The sequence below is a fragment of the Nocardia sp. NPDC059764 genome (genome assembly GCF_042732555.1).
Taxonomy (GTDB): Bacteria; Actinomycetota; Actinomycetes; order Mycobacteriales; family Mycobacteriaceae; genus Nocardia.
Map to the genome: position 1 here is coordinate 1 of NZ_JBHWHH010000155.1, position 16,957 is coordinate 16,957.

Below are 16,957 nucleotides of genomic sequence, written 5' to 3' on the forward strand. Positions count from 1 at the left end.
GGACCGGCTTTTCGGTGGTTCTAGCTGGGATCGAACCAGCGACCCCTCGCGTGTGAAGCGAGTGCTCTCCCGCTGAGCTATAGAACCGGGGTCTTGTCGCCGAGGCGACTGTCCGGAGTGGCGTTTGCGGTGCCGCTCGAACGAGAATGAAGATTACACACCTGGCTGGCATCACACCAAATCGCGTGCACAACGGCGTAAAACTGAGGTTATCGGGGGCGGTGGGGCGGGTGAGGTTTCACCGGGGTGTTGCCGGGGCGACACGGAGGCGTCGCCGGGGTGCGGTGGGATATCGGTGATCCGTGTCAATCCGGTCGCCGAGTTCGTGGGCCGACCGGCGAAACCACATGCCTGTAGTTCATATTTACCACCATCTACCAGGCGATTTGTTACCTGCGCAGATAGTCGGCTAATGTTCTCTCTCGTCAGCGGGACAGCCGAAAGGCGCCCGGGACGAAATGCGGATGTAGCGCAGCTGGTAGCGCATCACCTTGCCAAGGTGAGGGTCGCGGGTTCGAATCCCGTCATCCGCTCGAGGGGCCAACACGGCCTGCTTGGCGGTGTGGCCGAGTGGTGAGGCAACGGCCTGCAAAGCCGTGCACACGGGTTCGATTCCCGTCGCCGCCTCTTCTTTTTGAAGAGCAACAAGACCCGCGCGATTAGCTCAGCGGGAGAGCGCTTCCCTGACACGGAAGAGGTCACTGGTTCAATCCCAGTATCGCGCACCAAAGTTCGACCAGATCAGGCCCGGTTTCCACCGGGCCTTTCTGCTGTCGTGAACTCAATCTGAACTGAGATGCACATGCCAGGTACACCACCTGGCAGGCGTTCCGGCCCGCGTCACACTCGGACCCGGACCAGTGACCGGCTCGGGTCGCACAGTGCTCGATGCCGCTCCACTACAGAGCACTCCCCAATCCCGATCGGCGTGAGAGCAGCGAGCCGATGCTCCACCACCCCTTCACGCGCCGCGGGGCTCACCGCACGAGATACACGATCGGCGAATACCGAAGGCGCACAGCCAGATCCGACCAACAACGTTACTCGGCGGCTGGTTCGTGATCGACGCCTGTGCACGACGAATCATCGGCCGGCGCACCGGCACCATGATGACCAACGCGATCGAGCACGCCGTCTGGACCCACGAACGGGCTGGGCGGGATGTGAAAGATGCTGTGCACCATACGGATAGGGGCAGTCAATACATGTCGATCGCGTTCACCGAACGTCTCGCGGAGGACGGGATTGAGGGCCGGACTGTCACTGCCCGAACATACGCTGTCCCGCATGTCGACCTTTTCCATGCCCGACCTCTTGTCCTACACCGACGTGGACGCCCGTCTGGGCGGCGTGCTGTCCGCCGAGTTCGAGGGAACGGGAGACTCGCCTGACGATCCCACGGTGCTGTTCTTCGACGGTGACCTCGCCCTCGACGGGGATTTCCTGTCCGCCGTCGCCGAGCTGCGCGGTGTGGACGCCGACGCCCACAGCAACGGCGACAGCGATGTCGAGTTGATCGTGGTGACCGGTGACCTGACGGTCGACGGCCCGATCGCGCTCTACGAGGACTGGCCCGGGCTCTACGTCGGCGGCCACACCCGGGCCGAAACGCTGGAAGGCGGCGACGCCGAGATCTGCATCCACGACGGCACCTTCACCCACATGGTGTACGGCTATTACAACCACGGCTCCCTGGCGGCCGGGGTGGTCGACACCCCTTGGGTGATCCATTTCGACCACCACATGGCCCTGTCGGCCCCGGGCGCGCGCTGGGTGGACAACCTCGGCGTGTGCGACCGGGACGCCGACTTCGTCGCCGGGAAAGGCCTCGGCGAGGCGTTCGTGCCCGAGGTCGTCGACGACGAGGGTCGCCTGGACATCGACGCGTTCCTGAACCGGCTGCGTGCCGGGCTGCCCGTCCTGCGGCCCGGGGCCCGGTCGGCGCGCGACTCGGCGGCCGCGGCGCTGGACGACCAGCTGTCCCGGGCCGTGGCCGGCCGGGCCGACCATCTCGACCTGACCGGGCGCAAGCTGAAGGCGTTCCCCGCCGAGGTGCTCCGGATGCCGTGGTTGCGCACCCTGATCCTGGACCGCAATCCGATCCGCGAGCTGCCCGAGGAGATCGGGACGCTCACCGGACTGGAGCACCTGTCGGTGCGCGACTGCGAGTTGACCGCCCTGCCCGGATCGATCGGCGACCTGGCCGGGCTGCGGGTGCTGCGGGTTGCCCGCAACTCGTCCCTGGACGAGAACGAGGTCGAGTTCACCCTGCCCGCCGCCGTCGGGCGGCTGTCCGCGCTGGAGGAACTCGACATCTCCGAGCTGTCCGTCCGCACCGACGCCGAGTACGAGCCGGGGCAGATGCCGCCCGAGTCGACGCGGTTCGTTCTGCCGGACACCTTCGGCGACCTGGTCGGGCTGCGGAAGCTGGTCGCCGACGGCACCAACGTCGTGTTCCCCGACTCCGCGCGCGGCCTGAGCGGCGTCGAGGAGGTGTCGATGTCCGGCAGCCCCGCGCGATACCTGGTGACGTTCCCCGAGGTGGTCACCACCTTCCCGAACCTGCGCCGACTCGATCTGAGCTGCAACAACTTCGACACCGTCCCCGACAGCCTGCTCCACTTGACCCGGCTGGTGGAACTCGACCTCGGCGGCAGCCTCGGCCTGTTGCGCGACCCGCTGCCGGACCTCGGCCGCCTGCCCGCGCTGCGGGTCCTCGGCTTCAGCGGGCAGAGCAGCCGCGGCCCGGAACCCGGGCACGTCTTCCTCCGGGAGTTGTTCGCCATGGAGCTGACCGGTCTGGAGGAACTCCGGATCGACAGGTGGCGGCGGGACGGCAAGCGCCGGCGGCTCGAGCCCGAGCACTTCGCCGGGATCGGGACGTTCCGCCGGATGCGGACCGTCAGCCTGGCCTTCAACGGCCTCGAAGACCTGCCGCCCGACTTCGACACGCTCCCCGACCTCGAGACCGCCAACCTCTACGGCAACCGGTTCCCCCGAGAGGTCCGCGACCGGATCACCGCCGCGCACCCGTGCGCCCGGATCGACTTCGGGTCGTAGGGGTCCACCTTCGCGGCGTGCCCCGGTCAGTGGTTCAATCCCTGTATCGCGCACCACGTTTCATACAGATCAGGCCCGGCTCACGCCGGGCCTTCTGCGTTTCCGGGGTGGATCAGTAGCCGCGGGCGGAGCGGACCAGGGCTCCCGGGCGGGCGCCGGTGTCCTCGCCGTCGCGCAGCACGACCTCGCCGGAGACGATGGTGGCCCGGTAGCCCTCGGCGCGCTGGAGCAGGCGGCGCGCTCCGGCCGGGAGGTCGTAGGCCATGGTGGGCGGCAGCAGGCGCAGGGCCTCGAAGTCGATGACATTGAAGTCTGCCTTCTTGCCGACCGCCACGACGCCGCGGTCGTCGAGGCCGTACATCTGGGCGGTGTCGTAGGTCATCTTGCGGATGGCCAGCGGCAGCGGAATGCGCTCGCCCCGTGCACGATCGCGCGCCCAGTGGGTCAGCAGGTACGTGGTGTTGGAGGCGTCGCAGATCGCGCCGACGTGCGCGCCGCCGTCGCCGAGGCCGACCGCGCTGGCCGGGTGCATGAGCATCTCGCGAATCGGGTCCTGGGTGAAGCCCGAGTAGTTGAGCAACGGACGGTAGAACAGGGCGGTGCCGTCGCGGGTCAGCAGTTGGTCGTAGATGTACTCGAACTGCTCGACGCCCGCGCGGGCCGCGTCGGTGGCGAGGCCAGCCGCCGGGTCCGGCTCGTAATCTGGCGGATCGCCCAGGGTGAAGGTGCGGTCCAGGCCCATGCTGATGAAGGCCATCGGGTTGTCGGGGAGGTCGGCCTCGGTGAGGATCGTCTGCCGCAGGGCCGGATCGCGGAGTTCGGCGACCAGGGCGTCGAGGCTCTGACCCGCGCGTTCGACGGCGGCCTGGTAGCTGGGCCGGAACGAGAACGGGTTGAAGGTCTGCAGGCCGATGAGCAGGCCCAGGGGGCGGGCGGAAACCTGTGGGCGGATCGGGATTCCTTGCTCGAAGGCAGCACCGGCGGTGTCGAGCAGCCGCTTCCAGTCATCGGGTGCGCCATCGTGTTGCAGCAGGCCGAAACTCACGGTACGACCGGTCTGCTCGGCCAGGCGCAGCATCCAGGCGAGTTCACGGTCGGGGGCGGCGAGGTCCTCACCCATGATGCCGGCGGGGGCCAGTTCGAAGACGCCCGCGCCGGCGTCGGCCAGGGCCTGGCCGATGGCGAAGAGTTCCTCTTCCGCGGCGAAGGTGCCGGGCACCGGTTCGCCGTCGATGGCGCGGTGCACGATGGTGCGGGAGGTCGAGAAGCCCAGGGCGCCGGCCTCGATGCCCTCGCGCACGAGTTTGGCCATCATGGCGATGTCCTCGGGCGAGGCGGCGTCGTTCTTCGCGCCCCGCTCCCCCATCACATACGCGCGGACCGCGCCGTGCGGCACCTGGGTGCCGACGTCGACGGCCAGCGGCAGCCGGTCCAGGGCGTCGAGATACTGCGGGAAGGACTGCCAGTCCCAGCGGATCCCGGCCGAGAGCGCCGCCCCGGGGATGTCCTCGACACCCTCCATCAGCCCGATCAGCCAGTCCCGCTTCTCGGGCGTGACCGGCGCGAATCCGACGCCGCAGTTGCCCATGACCACGGTGGTGACGCCGTGCCAGCAGCTGGGCGTGAGCAGCGGGTCCCAGGTGATCTGCCCGTCGTAATGGGTGTGGATGTCGACGAAGCCGGGGGTGACCAGCAGCCCGGTCGCGTCGATCCGGTTCTCCGCCACGGCATTCGCGAGTTCGCCGGGCGCGGTGATGGCGGCGATGCGCCCGTTCTCGACGGCGATGTCGCCGGGATACGGCTCGGCTCCGGTCCCGTCGACGATGGTGCCGTTCTCGATGATGAGTGAGTAGCTCACGCGAGGTCCTAGCCTTCCAGGTCACTGACATCGAACAGACTAACTAGACATAGCGTCAGCGAGGTTGGAATCGAAGAAATTCGCGATGCCCTATGGCGAAATCCGCTCCCCGGCCGCGCGAATTCAGTTGGGGGCGGACAGAACCGTCTGATCCCGCTCCGCCCGAGCGGGCTGAATGAAGACGGCGATGGCGATGATGATCAGGAAGGCCAGCAGCGCCGCGCCGGTGCGGGCGATGTGGAACAGCTCCCAGCGGTGCAGGATCTGGGCGTAGTCGTCGGGGCGGAGGCCGACGGCCCACTGCTTGATCTTGCCGTTGATCGGGACATTGCCGAATCGGGTGATGACGAAGGACGCGAGGACGAGGCCGGAAGCCGTTGCGGCCGAACGGCGCACGACTCCCCCGCTGTAGATCGCCAGCAGTAGTGAGGTCAGCGCCGCCAAGCCCATCGCCGATTGCATGACGGGTCCGTTGACCTTCATCAGGGCCGTATGGAAGGTGAACCGCACGTCCAGCGGCACCGTCTTGAACGCTTGCGCGACATTGATCAATCCGTATCCGAAGGCGCCGCACAGGTATCCGGTGGTGAGCAGGGCGGCCGCGGTGAGCAGTCGAGTGCGCATGGGTGAGCCTTTCGCGGAGAGCGCCGTCTCCAATTGGTTCAGTTTTCCGAATAGTTCAAATCTTCGAACCTGTATCCTGGATCTGTCAAGACCGCAGTACGACATCGATCGGAGGGGTTCGTGCCTCGGCCACAGCGAGCGGCGGACGCCGCGGGCGCACCGGTGAGTGCGGAACACCAGCGGCAACTGGAGGCGCTCGCACCCCTGATCGCCACCCATTTTCGGCGCGCCCACGGCGATATGCCCGCCGCGTTGCGCGAATCCTTCGACGCGGGCGGGCTCGGCAATCGGCACGGCGCGGTACTCGCGCAGGTGCTGGCGGCGGGGAGCCTCAGCGTCAGCGATCTGGCCCGCCGGCTCGGCATCAGCCTGACCAATGCGAGTCAGCTTGCCGGGGAGCTCAACCGGGCCGGGTGGCTGCGCCGGCACAACGATCCGGCCGACAATCGACGCACCCTGCTGTCGCTGCCCGACGATCGCCGCGACGATGTGGCAACCTTCATCAACCGGCGGTCGGACGCGCTGCTGCGGGCAATGGGGCGGCTGACTCCGACGCAGCGGCGGGGGTTCCTGGCCGGGCTCCAAGCCTGGGCCGACGAGATCGACTGACTCGAATCGCCGGGTGCCGGGCCGACGCGACGGTTCGACCGCCGATTTCGGGCCTCGCGCGACGGCCCCGCCAACCGACGGGGATGACCTTGTCGGGCAGACTTGATCAGGTGGGAAACCTACCTGTGGCAGCGGTGGTGTGCGCGTTCATCGGCGCGGTGTTGTTCGCGGTGTCGGCGGTGGCGCAGCAGCGGGCGGCGGCGGACGTCCCCGAGGGGGATGCGTTGCTGGCCAGTCTGATTCGAAATCCGCGGTGGGTGGCGGGGGTGATCGGCGACACGGGTGGGTTCGCGTTCCAGGTGGCGGCGCTGGCTTTGGGGTCGGTGCTGGTGGTGCAGCCGATCCTGGTGACGGCCCTGGTGTTCGCACTGCCGCTGGCCGCGCACTACAGCGGGCGGCGGGTGACCACGGTGATGTGGTTGCAGGCGGTGGCGTTGTCGATCGCGCTGGCGTGCTTCCTGGTGGTCGGGGAACCGACCGAAGGGGTTACCGAGGCGCCCTGGCATCGCTGGGTGGTCCCGCTGGGCTTGACGGCCGGTGTCATCGCGGTCAGCGTCGTGGTGGCTACCACCGTGCGAGTCCCGACCCTGCAAGCCCTGCTGCTGGGCACGGCGGCCGGTCTGCTCTTCGGCGTCTCGGCCGCCCTCACCGAGAACGTCACCCAGTTGTTCACGATCAGCATCGGCACCGCCCTCACGAGCTGGGAGATCTACCTCCTGGCCGCCTGCGGGCTGCTGGGCCTGTATCTGCAACAGCGTGGCTACCAGGTGGGCCCGCTGTCGGCGTCGCTGCCCGCGTTCACCGTCGCCGAGCCGCTCGGTGCGGCCTTCCTCGGCATGACCGTCCTCGACGAGCGGCTGCGGTCCGGTCCGCTCGGCACCGCCTTCGTCGCCCTCTCGGTGGTCGTCATGTGTGTTGCGGCGGTGCGCCTTTCCCGCGCCCAGGCCGCGCCCCTGGTGAACCCGCTCCCCGAGACCGACTGATCGGCACCGAGACATGCCCGAAATCGCCCGTTTTCCTGGCGATTTGCATTACCCACCCACCCATAGGCTAATGTTCTGTCCCGCAAGCCGATCGGCCCACAAGGCCGGGTGAGCACGCGGATGTAGCGCAGCTGGTAGCGCATCACCTTGCCAAGGTGAGGGTCGCGAGTTCGAATCTCGTCATCCGCTCAAAGGGGGATTTACCCGCGCGATTAGCTCAGCGGGAGAGCGCTTCCCTGACACGGAAGAGGTCACTGGTTCAATCCCAGTATCGCGCACCACGAATGAACAGATCAGGCCCGGCCACCGCCGGGCCTTTCTGCTTTTCCGGCTACCGACGCCGAGCGCGCAGTTCCACCGCGTCGAGGATCAGTTCCAGGGCGACCTCAATTGGTCCTCCTCCACCTCCGGCAGATGCGATCGCCGGGTCCACCGCCACCACGATTCGCATGGTCGCGGGGACCTCGCTCCGGGCCGCCGGTTCCACCCGATTTGCATTACCCACCCACCCATAGGCTAATGTTCTGTCCCGCAAGCCGATCGGCCCACAAGGCCGGGTGAGCACGCGGATGTAGCGCAGCTGGTAGCGCATCACCTTGCCAAGGTGAGGGTCGCGAGTTCGAATCTCGTCATCCGCTCAACCGAAGTCCGGGTCGATTGATAACGATCCGTTTCAGGTCCATTCCGGATCGATTCTTCTCTCCGCCGTAGCTCGGCAATAACCTACTGGCATGACGACAAACGTTGTGACCGAACAGGATCCGAAGATCGCCGCCATCGCCGCCTTCTTCGAGGCCTACGCCCACTACGACCTCGACGGGATGCGGGCCGTCCTCACCGAGGACATCAGCTGGACCATTCCCGGCCGCCACCCGCTGTCGGGCACCAAGCACGGTATCGACGAGGTCGTGGAATTCTTCAACCAGCTCTCGACCGCGGGAATGAAGGCCGAGACCTTCTTCCTCGAAGCCAATGACGAATACGTCGTGGACATCCACCGCGGCTACTCCACGGCCGGCGAGGACAAGGTCGACACCATGTGGGCGCTCGTCTGGCATTTCAACGCCGACGGCAAGGTCGACCGCGTCGTGAACCTCTCCGGTGACCAGCACCAGATGGACAACTACGTCTGGCAGAACTACACCCTCGCCCCGCTGCCGACTCGCCTGGCGTAGGCGCGGCAGCCGGGGCGCGTCCGCTACACGCCAGCCCCCACCCGGACACCGATTCCCGGACTGGCAGAGTGAAGTGGACGCGCCCCGAGCGAGGAGGTTCAGACCATGAGCGGACGCACCCCCAGCCAGTGGGAGGAGATCATCGCCGCCGATCCCACCCACTCGACCCGCTATGTGGAGCGTTTCCGCAATCTGGCCGCCGAGGGCACCGACATCGTCGGCGAGGCGCGGCTCATCGACGCCATGCTGGGGCGCGGCAGCCGCGTCCTGGACGCGGGCTGCGGGCCGGGCCGGATCGGCGGCCACCTGCACCAGGTGGGCCACACCGTGGTGGGTGTCGACGTCGACCCGGTGCTGATCGCCGCGGCCGAGCACGACCATCCCGGTCCCACCTGGCTTGTCGGGGACCTGGCCGAACTGGACCTCCCCACCCGTGGCGTGCCCGCCGACTTCGACGCCATCGTCTGCGCGGGCAATGTGATGGCGTTCCTGGCGCCCTCCACCCGCCGCGCCGTCCTGTCCGCCTTCGCCCGGCACCTCGCCCCCACCGGCCGCGCGGTGATCGGCTTCGGCGCCGACCGCGGCTACGACTTCACCCAGTTCCTCTCCGACACCCAAACCTCCGGCCTCACACCGGATCTACTCCTGTCGACCTGGGATCTGCGGCCCTTCACCGCCGATGCGGACTTCCTGGTGGCCGTGTTCTCCCGCGCGAACTGACGTGCCCGGCCGGCTGATCGACACCGCCGAAAGCTAGCGCGCTGGTGCGGGTGTCAGCGGCAGCAGTTCGGATCGAGGACCAGGCACAGTGCTGACAGGGCGTCGCGGTAGGCGCGGTGGAAGGTGTTCATGCCGCGTCGTTCGGATTCGATCAGGCCCGCCTTCTTCAGCTGGCCGAGGTGGTGGCTGACAGTCGATTCGGCCAGGCCGACGGCCTCCGCGAGATCACCGGTGTTCTCCTCGCCCGAGGGACTGGCGAGCAGAAGGGAAAGCAGTTTCACCCGGGCCGGGTCAGCAATCGCCTTGAGCCGCAGGGCGATTTCGAGCGCGGCGGCGTCGTCGACCGGGCCCGCTGCGACCGGCGCGCAGCAGACCGGAGCGGACATGTCGATCATGGGTAGCGCCTTGGGCATGAGAACGACTTTACGCACCTTCTTGACATATGTCGAAATAGTGGCGCAGACTCGACCGCATCAGGATTTCGACATATGTCTCACAATCGGAGGTACCGTCATCATGGCCCGCATCCAGCTCGCACTCAATGTCGACGACCTCGACCAGGCGATCGCCTTCTACTCCACCCTCTTCAAGACCGAACCGGCCAAGCGCAAGCCCGGTTACGCGAACTTCACCGTCGCCGAGCCGCCGCTGAAGCTGGTTCTCATCGAGAACCCGGGCCACGGCGGCAGCCTCAACCACCTCGGCGTGGAGGTCGAGAGCTCCGGTCAGGTGCACGCCGAGATCGCCCGCCTGTCCGACGCGGGCATGTTCACCGAGGAGCAGATCGCCACCACCTGTTGCTTCGCCACCCAGGACAAGGTGTGGGTGACCGGGCCCGACGCCGAGCGATGGGAGGTCTACACCGTACTGGCGGACAGTGAAACCTTCGGCACGGCACCGATTCTCACCTCCGGGGAGGCCGCGACGGATGCGCAGGCCATGGCGGTCTGCTGCGGCACCGCCGAGGAAGCCGCCGCGGAGGGAGCTTGCTGCGGCAGCACCGCGAAGGCGGAGGCGGTGGCGTCGGGCCAGTCCTGCTGCGGCTGACGTCGCCGCGTATTCGCTGGTTGTTCGCTTGCGCATGACTTCGACAACCGTCAATATCGATGCGTGTCGAAACGAAAATTGCCGATCACCGCGGTGACCGCACCCGGATGCGAGGTCACTCCCCTGGCCCGGCAACCCTTGACCCCGGCGGCCGTCACCGAGTTGGCGGCGGTGTTCAAAGCGTTGTCGGATCCGGTGCGGTTGCGGCTGTTGTCGGTGATCGCCAGCCACGTCGGCCAGGAGGCCTGCGTGTGCGACATCTCCGACGGCTTCGACGTCTCCCAGCCCACCATCTCCCACCATCTGAGGGTGCTGCGGGAAGCCGGGCTGCTGTCGAGCGAGCGCCGCGGCTCGTGGGTGTACTACCGCGTCGAGCCCGGAGCGCTGCGGCAGCTGTCGGATCTGCTGGATATCGCATTGCCCGAGGCGGCCGCCCGATGACCACGCTGTCCCGGCGTCTGCTGGCCGAGTTCGTCGGCACCGGACTGCTGGTGTGCGTGGTCGTCGGGTCCGGCATCGCGGCGCAGCAGCTGTCCGCCCACGATGTCGGGCTCCAGCTGCTCGAGAACTCGACCGCCACCGTGTTCGGGCTGGGAGTGCTGATCCTGATCCTCGGACCGGTCTCCGGCGCGCACTTCAATCCGGTCGTCTCGGTGGCTGATTGGTGGGCGGGTCGCCGCCTCGGCACCGGTCTCACCTCCGCCGAGCTGCTCGCCTATGTCGGCGTCCAGGTGCCCGGCGGCATCGCCGGAGCGGTGCTGGCCAACATCATGTTCGATCAGCGGGCCGTCCAGATCGCGACCCATCACCGGGTCGGCACCGGCCATCTGGTCGGTGAGGTGGTGGCCACCGCCGGGCTGATCGCGGTCATCTTCGCGCTGGTGCGGACCGGCCGCGCCGCACTGGCGTCCGTCGCGGTGGCCGCTTACATCGGTGCGGCGTACTGGTTCACCAGCTCCACCAGTTTCGCCAATCCCGCCGTCACGGTCGGGCGGATCTTCTCCGACTCCTTCGCCGGAATCGCGCCCTCCTCGGTACCGGCGTTCATCGCCGCTCAATTCCTCGGTGCCGCATTGGGATTCGTCCTGGTCGGCGCGCTGTACCCCGATCCCGCCCCGGCCGAGCGCGCCGCTCTCGACGTCCCGACCGCCTGAAAGGCTCCGCCCACCAATGACCTCCGTCAAGCCGAGCGTCCTGTTCGTCTGCGTCCACAACGCGGGCCGCTCCCAAATGGCACAGGGTTTCCTCGCCCACCTGGCCGGGGACGCCATCGAAGTTCGTTCAGCCGGAACCGCGCCCGCCGACACCATCAACCCGGCCGCGGTCGAGGCCATGGCCGAACTGGGCATCGACATCACCGCCCAGACGCCGAAGGTCCTCACCCCGGACACGGTGCAGACCTCCACCGTGGTGATCACCATGGGGTGCGGCGACACCTGCCCCTACTTCCCCGGCGTCGACTACCGCGACTGGACCCTGGACGATCCCGCGGGCAAGGGCGTGGAGGCCGTGCGGCCGATTCGCGACGAAATCCGTACCCGGGTGGAACAACTCATCAAGGAGTTGTTGCCGAGGTAGCCGACCTTCCGTGACGATAGTGTGGCCGCATGGACGCGACTGATTCCGATATCGAGACGCGGTTACTCGGCTTGCCCCCCGAGCGGTGGGAGCCGTTGTGGGCCGCGGTCGATCAGTTGCTCGCCGAGCAGCCCAGTGTGTGGGAGTTCCGCACACAGAATCATGACGGCTCGTTGTGTCTGCCCTATGCCGTCTACGACGACGCCGTGAACCGCGTACACGACGCGTTGTATCGAGCGGACGTGATCGTGAACTTCGATTGGACCAGCTGGGACGGGGTCCAGCGGTATCGCGGTGAGGTCCTGGCCGACGCCCCGGTCGCGGACGCCTGCCGGATGCTCACGGCCATCGTGCGGGCCGAGCGGTTCAGCGATGGAACGATCGGTCGGACGCTCGACGACGGCACGTTTCAGGCGGCGCTGCTGCGCCTGCGCGCGTGGTACGACTCGGTCGCTTGATCTTCCTGCGCGCGTGGGTCACGACGAACCGTCAGGTCGCGGTAAGGAAATCGATAGCGATCGTTAAGCGCCGGACCGTAGGTTTTCGGGGAGTCCAGCTCCGAGGGGGTGAAAGGCTATGGCGCTACGTATTTCCGGACAGGCGATCACCAGTGACATGACGCCCGAGACCGCGCATCTGGTTCCCGGTCCTGCCGGGAGCCGGTGGGTGCTCAGCTGGCTGCCGGGGCGGGATCTGACCCGGGAGCAGGCCATCGACGGGATGGCGCTCGACGAGATCCTGAGCGACCTGGCCTCCACCGAAGAGGAATTCGTCCTGGAGATGGCGGCGCTGCGAGCCGAATCGCTGGGGATGCGGCTCGAGGAGGCCGTCGTCCGCCTGGCGGCGCGCATCATCGAACGCGACCGCCGGCAGCGGCGCGCGGACGGTGCGGACCGTCCCCCGGGCAATTCCCCGGAGGGACGGTACTGCACCGGACGCACGAATCCTCCCGTCCCCCAGTGCCACTCGGGCGCACACTGACCGTCCGCCTTAGAATTGCGGCCACAGACCTACCGGGGAGGATCCACGTGGCCGCAACGATCACCATCTCGATCACCGACGCCGACGACGACATCGCCGAACTGGCATCGCTGTTCGAGGCGATCGTCGTGGACGACGACCTGCGCGCCGTCCACAAACGACTGATCAGCGGCGAACCCGTCCCGGACGCGCTCGGCGCGACGGAACTCATCAAACTCGTGGTCGAATCCGCGCCTCTGATGGGTGCGGTCACCGCCTGCGTGACAGCCTGGATCGCCAGCCGCACAACCAAATTCACGCTGAAGATCGGCGACTCGGAGATCTCGGTCAAGGGCGACGTCTCCGAGGCTGTCGTGCGGCAGGCCCTCGAACAGATCCGCCCCAACGGGGTTCAGAAACCGGACACGAGGCAGATCGAGGAAGCGTAGTCCGTGTCGCTTGGCGACACTGGCGTTCCGCATGTTCAATCGACCCGAATCACGATGGCGGAGGCGTTGTCGTTTCCGCCCGCTGACTCGCAGGCAGCCAAAAGGGCGGCGACGGCAGAGTTCGGCGGTGTATCCCGACCGAGAACGGTCCGTAGGTCGTCGTAACCGAACTGCTCGGATACACCGTCGGTGCACAGCAGGTATCGGTCACCCGGCCTCAGCGTCACGCTGAACACATCGGGTTCCGGCGCGGACATATGGCCGACATAGCGTGTCAGTTGACAGCGGGCCGCCGCGGCCTGCGCCGAGTCGAACGGATACCAACCGTGCACCGCCCCAAGCCATGCCATCGTGTGGTCGGTGGTCAACAGTTCGCGCAGCCCGGAACGCCACCGATACACCCGAGAGTCACCGATCTGAACGAGCCAGCAACCCTGCGGCGCGGCAATCATGGCAGTGAGAGTGCATCCGGCGAGGTCTCGCAGTTCACGGCCGACCCGCATGGCCGGTTCGGTCAGCGCTCGGCCCCGCTGATGCGCCAGTTCCCTTGCGGCGTGGTCAGTTCCACCCGGTGGGTGATGCTTGGGCGATGGCGTCGGGGATGGTGGTGCCCGGGAATCCGATCCGGTCGACGATGGGGCGGATGAGGCCGGGGATCCGGGCGAGCAGGGCGAGGCGTTTCGGCACGATGATCAGGTCGGCGCGGCGTTCGATGCCTGAGACGATGCCGGCGACCACATCGTCGAGGGGGATCATCTTCCACAGGCCGCTGGCGTTGCCCTTCCAGAGGGTGTTGCCGGCGGGGTCCGAGTGGACCTGGTCCATCATCGGGGTCTTGAAGAAGGTGGGGTGCGCGCTGCCGACGCCGACGCCGAGGTGGCGCACCTCGAGGCGGGTCGAGTCGGCCAGTGCCCATACCCCGGCTTTGCTCGCGGTGTAAGCGCCTTGCAGGGGAGAGTGCACGAAGGCTGCCATCGAGGAGATGGCGAGCAGGTAGCCCTTCTGCTGCGTGACGTGCGGGAGCCCGGCGCGGAACGTGCGCCAGACGCCGTTGAGGTTGATGTCGATGACGCGGTCGAAGACGGCGGGATCGACAGTGGCCATCGGGGCCATGGCCCCGATGCCGGCGTTGGCGATCACCACGTCGATACGACCGAAATGCGCTGCCGCAGCATCGATTGCCCGCCGCAGGCTGTCGAAGTCTCGGACATCGGCGGCCCACCCGTGCGCGGCGGTGTCGGGGCCCAGCGCTTCGGCTTGCCGCGTGACGGCGTCGGCGTCGAGGTCGAGCAGTGCCAGGTTGGCGCCGCGGGCGGCCACGGCTCGTGCGAGCGCGGATCCGAGTCCGCCGGTGGAGCCGGTGATCAGGACGGTGCGCCCGGCGAGGTGGTAGCGAGACACAGTGGATGACTCCTCGGTTGTGGTCGAAGGTGCGCGGTTGATTCAGGCGGCGCGGGGGACGTGCTGAGCGAGGAAAGCGAGTTGGTCGGCGACATTTCGTTCGCGTACGCGACCGAAGGCGGCGTTGAGGAGCGACTATTGCGTGCTACGGCCGAGTATGTCCGTTTCGCGCGCGAACGGCCGCACGAGTTCCGCATCCTGCTCAATCCGCCCAACGAGCTCGAGACGCTCGAACGCATCGCAGAGCTCACTCGGGAACAGAACGGCAAACTTACCGGCCTGCTGCGTGAGGCCGTCGCCGGGGGAACCATGCGTGTCGACCTGGAGGTCCAACGCGTCACCACCACAATTCGGGCAACGCCGAACGGCCTGCCGGCGCTCTCCTGGCGTGCCGACAGCCTCCGCGTGGGCGAGGAGGAACTCGACACGCTCGTCGAAACCTACCTCGCCACGATCAGCGACGGCTTGCGCAAGTAACAGTCCGTTGAGCCCGATCGGTCAGCACGATCGGCGGCTAGTTGTTGGCGCGTTGGATTGAGCGCCGGACCAGGCCGCGGATGCCGGGAAGCTGAATTGCGCGGAGCATCAGTTCGCCTGCCCACACATGTGTGCGTGACGGCGGCGCGAATCGGCTGATTCCCTTCCGCGCCAGCGCCTGTCGTTTGTGTACCTCCGGGCGCAACGACGCCTCCCAGGTGTCGAGGGCGGCGGGAATGTCGTCGCCGTGTGCCGCCAGCGCGGTGCCGAGCCGGTCGGCGCCGTCGAGGGCGAGGGCGGCACCGTAGCCGGCGAATACCGTTACGCACCACGCCGCGTCGCCGAGCAGGACGACTCGCCCCTGACTCCAGCGGTCCATCACGATCTGGCCGACCGAATCGAAATAGGCGGCGCCGGGCTCGGCTTCGAGCTGACGGAGGGCGTCGGCGACACCACCGCCGAGATCCCCGAACGCTCGGATGAGGGCGGATGTGGCACCGAGAGCGAGTTCGGCGTCAGGGTCGAGGCAGCGGTAGGCGAAGAACGCCGAAGACCTTCCCGGTCCCAGGTTCATCACCGCGGCCGTGCGTCCGAGACCGATATACGTGGTGCCGACACCATCGGGCATGTGCGCGGGAGGCGTTTCCAGTGGAAATGCGCCGACCATGTGGCCGAGGTCCACGAAATACTCGGGCTCGGCACCGAATACGAGCTCTCGAACCTTGGAGTGCACGCCGTCGGCGCCGACGAGGAGTCCGGTGTGCAGGTGGGTGCCGTCACTGAGGGTGACCTGGACCTCCCCAGGGGTCTGGGTAATGGCCCGCACCGTGGTGCCGAAACGGATATCGGCGAAATCAGCCACGGCGTCGTACAGTGCCGATTCCAGATCGCCGCGGAACAGGCTCAATGCCCGGTTCCCGACGGCGGCCTCGGTGACAGCGGCGGGAATTCTGAGTTTCTCCCGGCCGTCGGGATGGACGAGGATCGAGGTGAAGAATCCGATATCGCGCGGAGTCAACGCCGGTACCAGCCCGAGCCGTTCGGTGGCGGCATATCCGGGTCCGTGCAGGTTCACCAGGTAACCGCCACTGCGGCGACTCGGCGCGCGTTCGACCACGACGACGTCCCAGCCTTGCTGACAAAATCGCAACGCGGCAGCCAAACCGGCGATACCCGCGCCGACGACCATCGCCCGCCTGCCCGACGACTCGGCATGCTGGTGCGCAGCGCTCTCGAAGACTTCCATTGCGACTCCCCGGTTCGATGTGCTGTCGGCGAAAGCCATCTACGAACTACCGCCATGCGGTCAACTAGTAGTTGACGATTGAACATTCGTCAACTACTAGTTGACTCATGGTTCAGCAGGCACCAGACGCATCGTCTGTCACCGGCGTCCCGGCCAGTGGCCCCGGCGGCTGGAGGTCGAACGTGCTGCCATCACCGATCCGGACTCGGTCGGAGTGTTCATTCAGAGCGTCGATGAACGGAACGCCGTCAATATCGTTCTCTACCGCGGTGGTTGGGTAGATCTCGATGGACTGGTCAACGACGTGATCCTCGCGGAATGCCCAAAGATCGCAAGCGCCAAGGAGTTCGGCGTGGTGCTCGACGCCGTCATCGCACGTCTCCTGGACTCGGGTCGGCCATCAGCGAACTGAGCGCAAAACCATCGACTCGCCCCACATGCGGGATGTCAGTTGCGTTCGGTCGAGACCTGATCGACGCGGCAATCCGTCTCACATCGAATAAGGTCTCCGGCAAACGTGCGAAACAGTGCGGCCGGCTCCATCAATTCCCGGGCGTCCAAACGAAACTCGATTCCGCCCTGCGCGTGGAGTGCGGCGAGTTCGCTCGCCACCCACGGGTCGGTGGCAGCGGTCCCGACAACCCAGGGCGACCTGTGTTCAACGAGTCTCGGGGCGTCCGCGGCGAGTATCTTCGCACGGGCGCATGGGCGGAGGACGGTTCCGCTGCCGGTGATCCGGCAGCGGAACCGGCGAAACCGCGAGTCGCTAC

General features: G+C 67.1%; 20 protein-coding genes, 7 tRNA genes and 1 pseudogene. 20 read left to right on the top strand and 8 right to left on the bottom strand.

Annotation, left to right across the window (positions count from 1 at the left end; genetic code table 11):
• Positions 1-15: 15 nt before the first annotated feature.
• Positions 16-87, bottom strand: a tRNA-Val gene (locus ACFV4K_RS27255).
• A gap of 373 nt (positions 88-460) precedes the next feature.
• On the opposite strand from ACFV4K_RS27255, the gene ACFV4K_RS27260 reads away from it, so the two are divergent.
• The 4 genes from ACFV4K_RS27260 (at position 461) to ACFV4K_RS27275 (ending at position 3,060) form a co-directional block, all read left to right on the top strand.
• Positions 461-533: transfer RNA gene (locus ACFV4K_RS27260), tRNA-Gly, on the top strand.
• A gap of 23 nt (positions 534-556) precedes the next feature.
• Positions 557-627: transfer RNA gene (locus ACFV4K_RS27265), tRNA-Cys, on the top strand.
• Between the two features lie 26 nt (positions 628-653).
• Positions 654-728, top strand: a tRNA-Val gene (locus tag ACFV4K_RS27270).
• Between the two features lie 559 nt (positions 729-1,287).
• Positions 1,288-3,060, top strand: coding sequence for a leucine-rich repeat domain-containing protein (locus tag ACFV4K_RS27275; RefSeq protein ID WP_379278732.1), 1,773 nt, complete (start codon positions 1,288-1,290; stop codon positions 3,058-3,060).
• 112 nt (positions 3,061-3,172) lie between these two features.
• On the opposite strand, the gene ACFV4K_RS27280 is transcribed toward ACFV4K_RS27275, so the two are convergent.
• Both ACFV4K_RS27280 and ACFV4K_RS27285 read right to left on the bottom strand, forming a co-directional pair.
• On the bottom strand, positions 3,173-4,918 hold the full coding sequence (locus tag ACFV4K_RS27280; RefSeq protein WP_379278734.1) for an amidohydrolase family protein: 1,746 nt from the start codon (positions 4,916-4,918) through the stop codon (positions 3,173-3,175).
• A 123-nt stretch (positions 4,919-5,041) separates the two neighbouring features.
• The gene (locus ACFV4K_RS27285) at positions 5,042-5,542 is read right to left on the bottom strand and encodes a DUF1772 domain-containing protein (protein ID WP_379278735.1); all 501 of its coding nucleotides are present in this window, start codon (positions 5,540-5,542) and stop codon (positions 5,042-5,044) included.
• Between the two features lie 162 nt (positions 5,543-5,704).
• On the opposite strand from ACFV4K_RS27285, the gene ACFV4K_RS27290 reads away from it, so the two are divergent.
• From ACFV4K_RS27290 to ACFV4K_RS27320, 7 genes are all read left to right on the top strand, one after another.
• Entirely contained in the window at positions 5,705-6,151 is a 447-nt protein-coding gene (locus tag ACFV4K_RS27290) for a MarR family winged helix-turn-helix transcriptional regulator (protein ID WP_379278737.1), read from the top strand.
• A gap of 110 nt (positions 6,152-6,261) precedes the next feature.
• Complete coding sequence (locus ACFV4K_RS27295) at positions 6,262-7,134, top strand: DMT family transporter (protein ID WP_379278738.1); 873 nt, start codon at positions 6,262-6,264, stop codon at positions 7,132-7,134.
• Positions 7,135-7,250: 116 nt separating this feature from the next.
• A tRNA-Gly gene (locus tag ACFV4K_RS27300) sits at positions 7,251-7,323 on the top strand.
• A 17-nt stretch (positions 7,324-7,340) separates the two neighbouring features.
• Positions 7,341-7,415: transfer RNA gene (locus ACFV4K_RS27305), tRNA-Val, on the top strand.
• A gap of 284 nt (positions 7,416-7,699) precedes the next feature.
• Positions 7,700-7,772 (top strand) — tRNA-Gly (locus ACFV4K_RS27310).
• Between the two features lie 93 nt (positions 7,773-7,865).
• On the top strand, positions 7,866-8,309 hold the full coding sequence (locus ACFV4K_RS27315; RefSeq protein ID WP_379278740.1) for a nuclear transport factor 2 family protein: 444 nt from the start codon (positions 7,866-7,868) through the stop codon (positions 8,307-8,309).
• A gap of 105 nt (positions 8,310-8,414) precedes the next feature.
• Positions 8,415-9,029 (top strand): class I SAM-dependent methyltransferase, encoded by a 615-nt coding sequence (locus tag ACFV4K_RS27320; protein ID WP_379278741.1) that lies wholly within the window; start codon positions 8,415-8,417, stop codon positions 9,027-9,029.
• A 53-nt stretch (positions 9,030-9,082) separates the two neighbouring features.
• Here the strand turns inward: ACFV4K_RS27320 and ACFV4K_RS27325 are convergent, their stop codons facing one another.
• Positions 9,083-9,442: an Rv2640c family ArsR-like transcriptional regulator gene (locus tag ACFV4K_RS27325; protein WP_379278743.1), complete on the bottom strand. Its 360-nt coding sequence runs from the start codon at positions 9,440-9,442 to the stop codon at positions 9,083-9,085.
• Between the two features lie 103 nt (positions 9,443-9,545).
• Here ACFV4K_RS27325 and ACFV4K_RS27330 point away from each other — a divergent pair, with 103 nt between their 5' ends.
• From ACFV4K_RS27330 to ACFV4K_RS27360, 7 genes are all read left to right on the top strand, one after another.
• The gene (locus tag ACFV4K_RS27330) at positions 9,546-10,076 is read left to right on the top strand and encodes an ArsI/CadI family heavy metal resistance metalloenzyme (RefSeq protein WP_379278745.1); all 531 of its coding nucleotides are present in this window, start codon (positions 9,546-9,548) and stop codon (positions 10,074-10,076) included.
• Positions 10,077-10,139: 63 nt separating this feature from the next.
• Complete coding sequence (locus ACFV4K_RS27335) at positions 10,140-10,517, top strand: ArsR/SmtB family transcription factor (RefSeq protein WP_379278746.1); 378 nt, start codon at positions 10,140-10,142, stop codon at positions 10,515-10,517.
• Positions 10,514-11,230: an aquaporin gene (locus tag ACFV4K_RS27340; RefSeq protein WP_379278748.1), complete on the top strand. Its 717-nt coding sequence runs from the start codon at positions 10,514-10,516 to the stop codon at positions 11,228-11,230. Before ACFV4K_RS27335 ends, ACFV4K_RS27340 begins: the two co-directional genes overlap by 4 nt.
• A 16-nt stretch (positions 11,231-11,246) precedes the next feature.
• Positions 11,247-11,654, top strand: coding sequence for an arsenate reductase ArsC (locus ACFV4K_RS27345; RefSeq protein WP_379278749.1), 408 nt, complete (start codon positions 11,247-11,249; stop codon positions 11,652-11,654).
• Positions 11,655-11,683: 29 nt separating this feature from the next.
• On the top strand, positions 11,684-12,112 hold the full coding sequence (locus ACFV4K_RS27350) for a DUF6508 domain-containing protein (protein ID WP_379278750.1): 429 nt from the start codon (positions 11,684-11,686) through the stop codon (positions 12,110-12,112).
• A 118-nt stretch (positions 12,113-12,230) separates the two neighbouring features.
• Complete coding sequence (locus ACFV4K_RS27355) at positions 12,231-12,635, top strand: hypothetical protein (RefSeq protein ID WP_379278751.1); 405 nt, start codon at positions 12,231-12,233, stop codon at positions 12,633-12,635.
• Between the two features lie 47 nt (positions 12,636-12,682).
• Entirely contained in the window at positions 12,683-13,063 is a 381-nt protein-coding gene (locus ACFV4K_RS27360) for a hypothetical protein (protein WP_379278752.1), read from the top strand.
• Between the two features lie 35 nt (positions 13,064-13,098).
• On the opposite strand, the pseudogene ACFV4K_RS27365 reads toward ACFV4K_RS27360, so the two are convergent.
• Positions 13,099-13,608, bottom strand: a pseudogene (locus ACFV4K_RS27365) (PP2C family protein-serine/threonine phosphatase); the annotation flags it as partial.
• Positions 13,609-13,621: 13 nt separating this feature from the next.
• Positions 13,622-14,464: an SDR family NAD(P)-dependent oxidoreductase gene (locus ACFV4K_RS27370; RefSeq protein ID WP_379278753.1), complete on the bottom strand. Its 843-nt coding sequence runs from the start codon at positions 14,462-14,464 to the stop codon at positions 13,622-13,624.
• 60 nt (positions 14,465-14,524) lie between these two features.
• On the opposite strand from ACFV4K_RS27370, the gene ACFV4K_RS27375 reads away from it, so the two are divergent.
• Positions 14,525-14,941: a TetR family transcriptional regulator C-terminal domain-containing protein gene (locus ACFV4K_RS27375; RefSeq protein WP_379278754.1), complete on the top strand. Its 417-nt coding sequence runs from the start codon at positions 14,525-14,527 to the stop codon at positions 14,939-14,941.
• 37 nt (positions 14,942-14,978) lie between these two features.
• On the opposite strand, the gene ACFV4K_RS27380 is transcribed toward ACFV4K_RS27375, so the two are convergent.
• On the bottom strand, positions 14,979-16,187 hold the full coding sequence (locus ACFV4K_RS27380; RefSeq protein WP_379278755.1) for an FAD-dependent oxidoreductase: 1,209 nt from the start codon (positions 16,185-16,187) through the stop codon (positions 14,979-14,981).
• Between the two features lie 214 nt (positions 16,188-16,401).
• Between ACFV4K_RS27380 and ACFV4K_RS27385 the strand changes: the two genes are divergently transcribed.
• Entirely contained in the window at positions 16,402-16,599 is a 198-nt protein-coding gene (locus ACFV4K_RS27385; RefSeq protein WP_379278756.1) for a hypothetical protein, read from the top strand.
• Positions 16,600-16,634: 35 nt separating this feature from the next.
• Here ACFV4K_RS27385 and ACFV4K_RS27390 read toward each other — a convergent pair.
• Positions 16,635-16,957 (bottom strand): hypothetical protein (locus tag ACFV4K_RS27390; RefSeq protein WP_379278757.1); only part of this gene is annotated, 323 nt, incomplete at its 5' end.

Coding starts and splice junctions, on each gene's coding strand:
- ACFV4K_RS27380 (WP_379278755.1), bottom strand. CDS start 16,187: ATGGAAGTCTTCGAGAGCGCTGCGCACCAGCATGCCGAGTCGTCGGGC.
- ACFV4K_RS27330 (WP_379278745.1), top strand. CDS start 9,546: ATGGCCCGCATCCAGCTCGCACTCAATGTCGACGACCTCGACCAGGCG.
- ACFV4K_RS27355 (WP_379278751.1), top strand. CDS start 12,231: ATGGCGCTACGTATTTCCGGACAGGCGATCACCAGTGACATGACGCCC.
- ACFV4K_RS27350 (WP_379278750.1), top strand. CDS start 11,684: ATGGACGCGACTGATTCCGATATCGAGACGCGGTTACTCGGCTTGCCC.
- ACFV4K_RS27340 (WP_379278748.1), top strand. CDS start 10,514: ATGACCACGCTGTCCCGGCGTCTGCTGGCCGAGTTCGTCGGCACCGGA.
- ACFV4K_RS27320 (WP_379278741.1), top strand. CDS start 8,415: ATGAGCGGACGCACCCCCAGCCAGTGGGAGGAGATCATCGCCGCCGAT.
- ACFV4K_RS27315 (WP_379278740.1), top strand. CDS start 7,866: ATGACGACAAACGTTGTGACCGAACAGGATCCGAAGATCGCCGCCATC.
- ACFV4K_RS27285 (WP_379278735.1), bottom strand. CDS start 5,542: ATGCGCACTCGACTGCTCACCGCGGCCGCCCTGCTCACCACCGGATAC.
- ACFV4K_RS27345 (WP_379278749.1), top strand. CDS start 11,247: ATGACCTCCGTCAAGCCGAGCGTCCTGTTCGTCTGCGTCCACAACGCG.
- ACFV4K_RS27325 (WP_379278743.1), bottom strand. CDS start 9,442: ATGCCCAAGGCGCTACCCATGATCGACATGTCCGCTCCGGTCTGCTGC.
- ACFV4K_RS27275 (WP_379278732.1), top strand. CDS start 1,288: ATGTCGACCTTTTCCATGCCCGACCTCTTGTCCTACACCGACGTGGAC.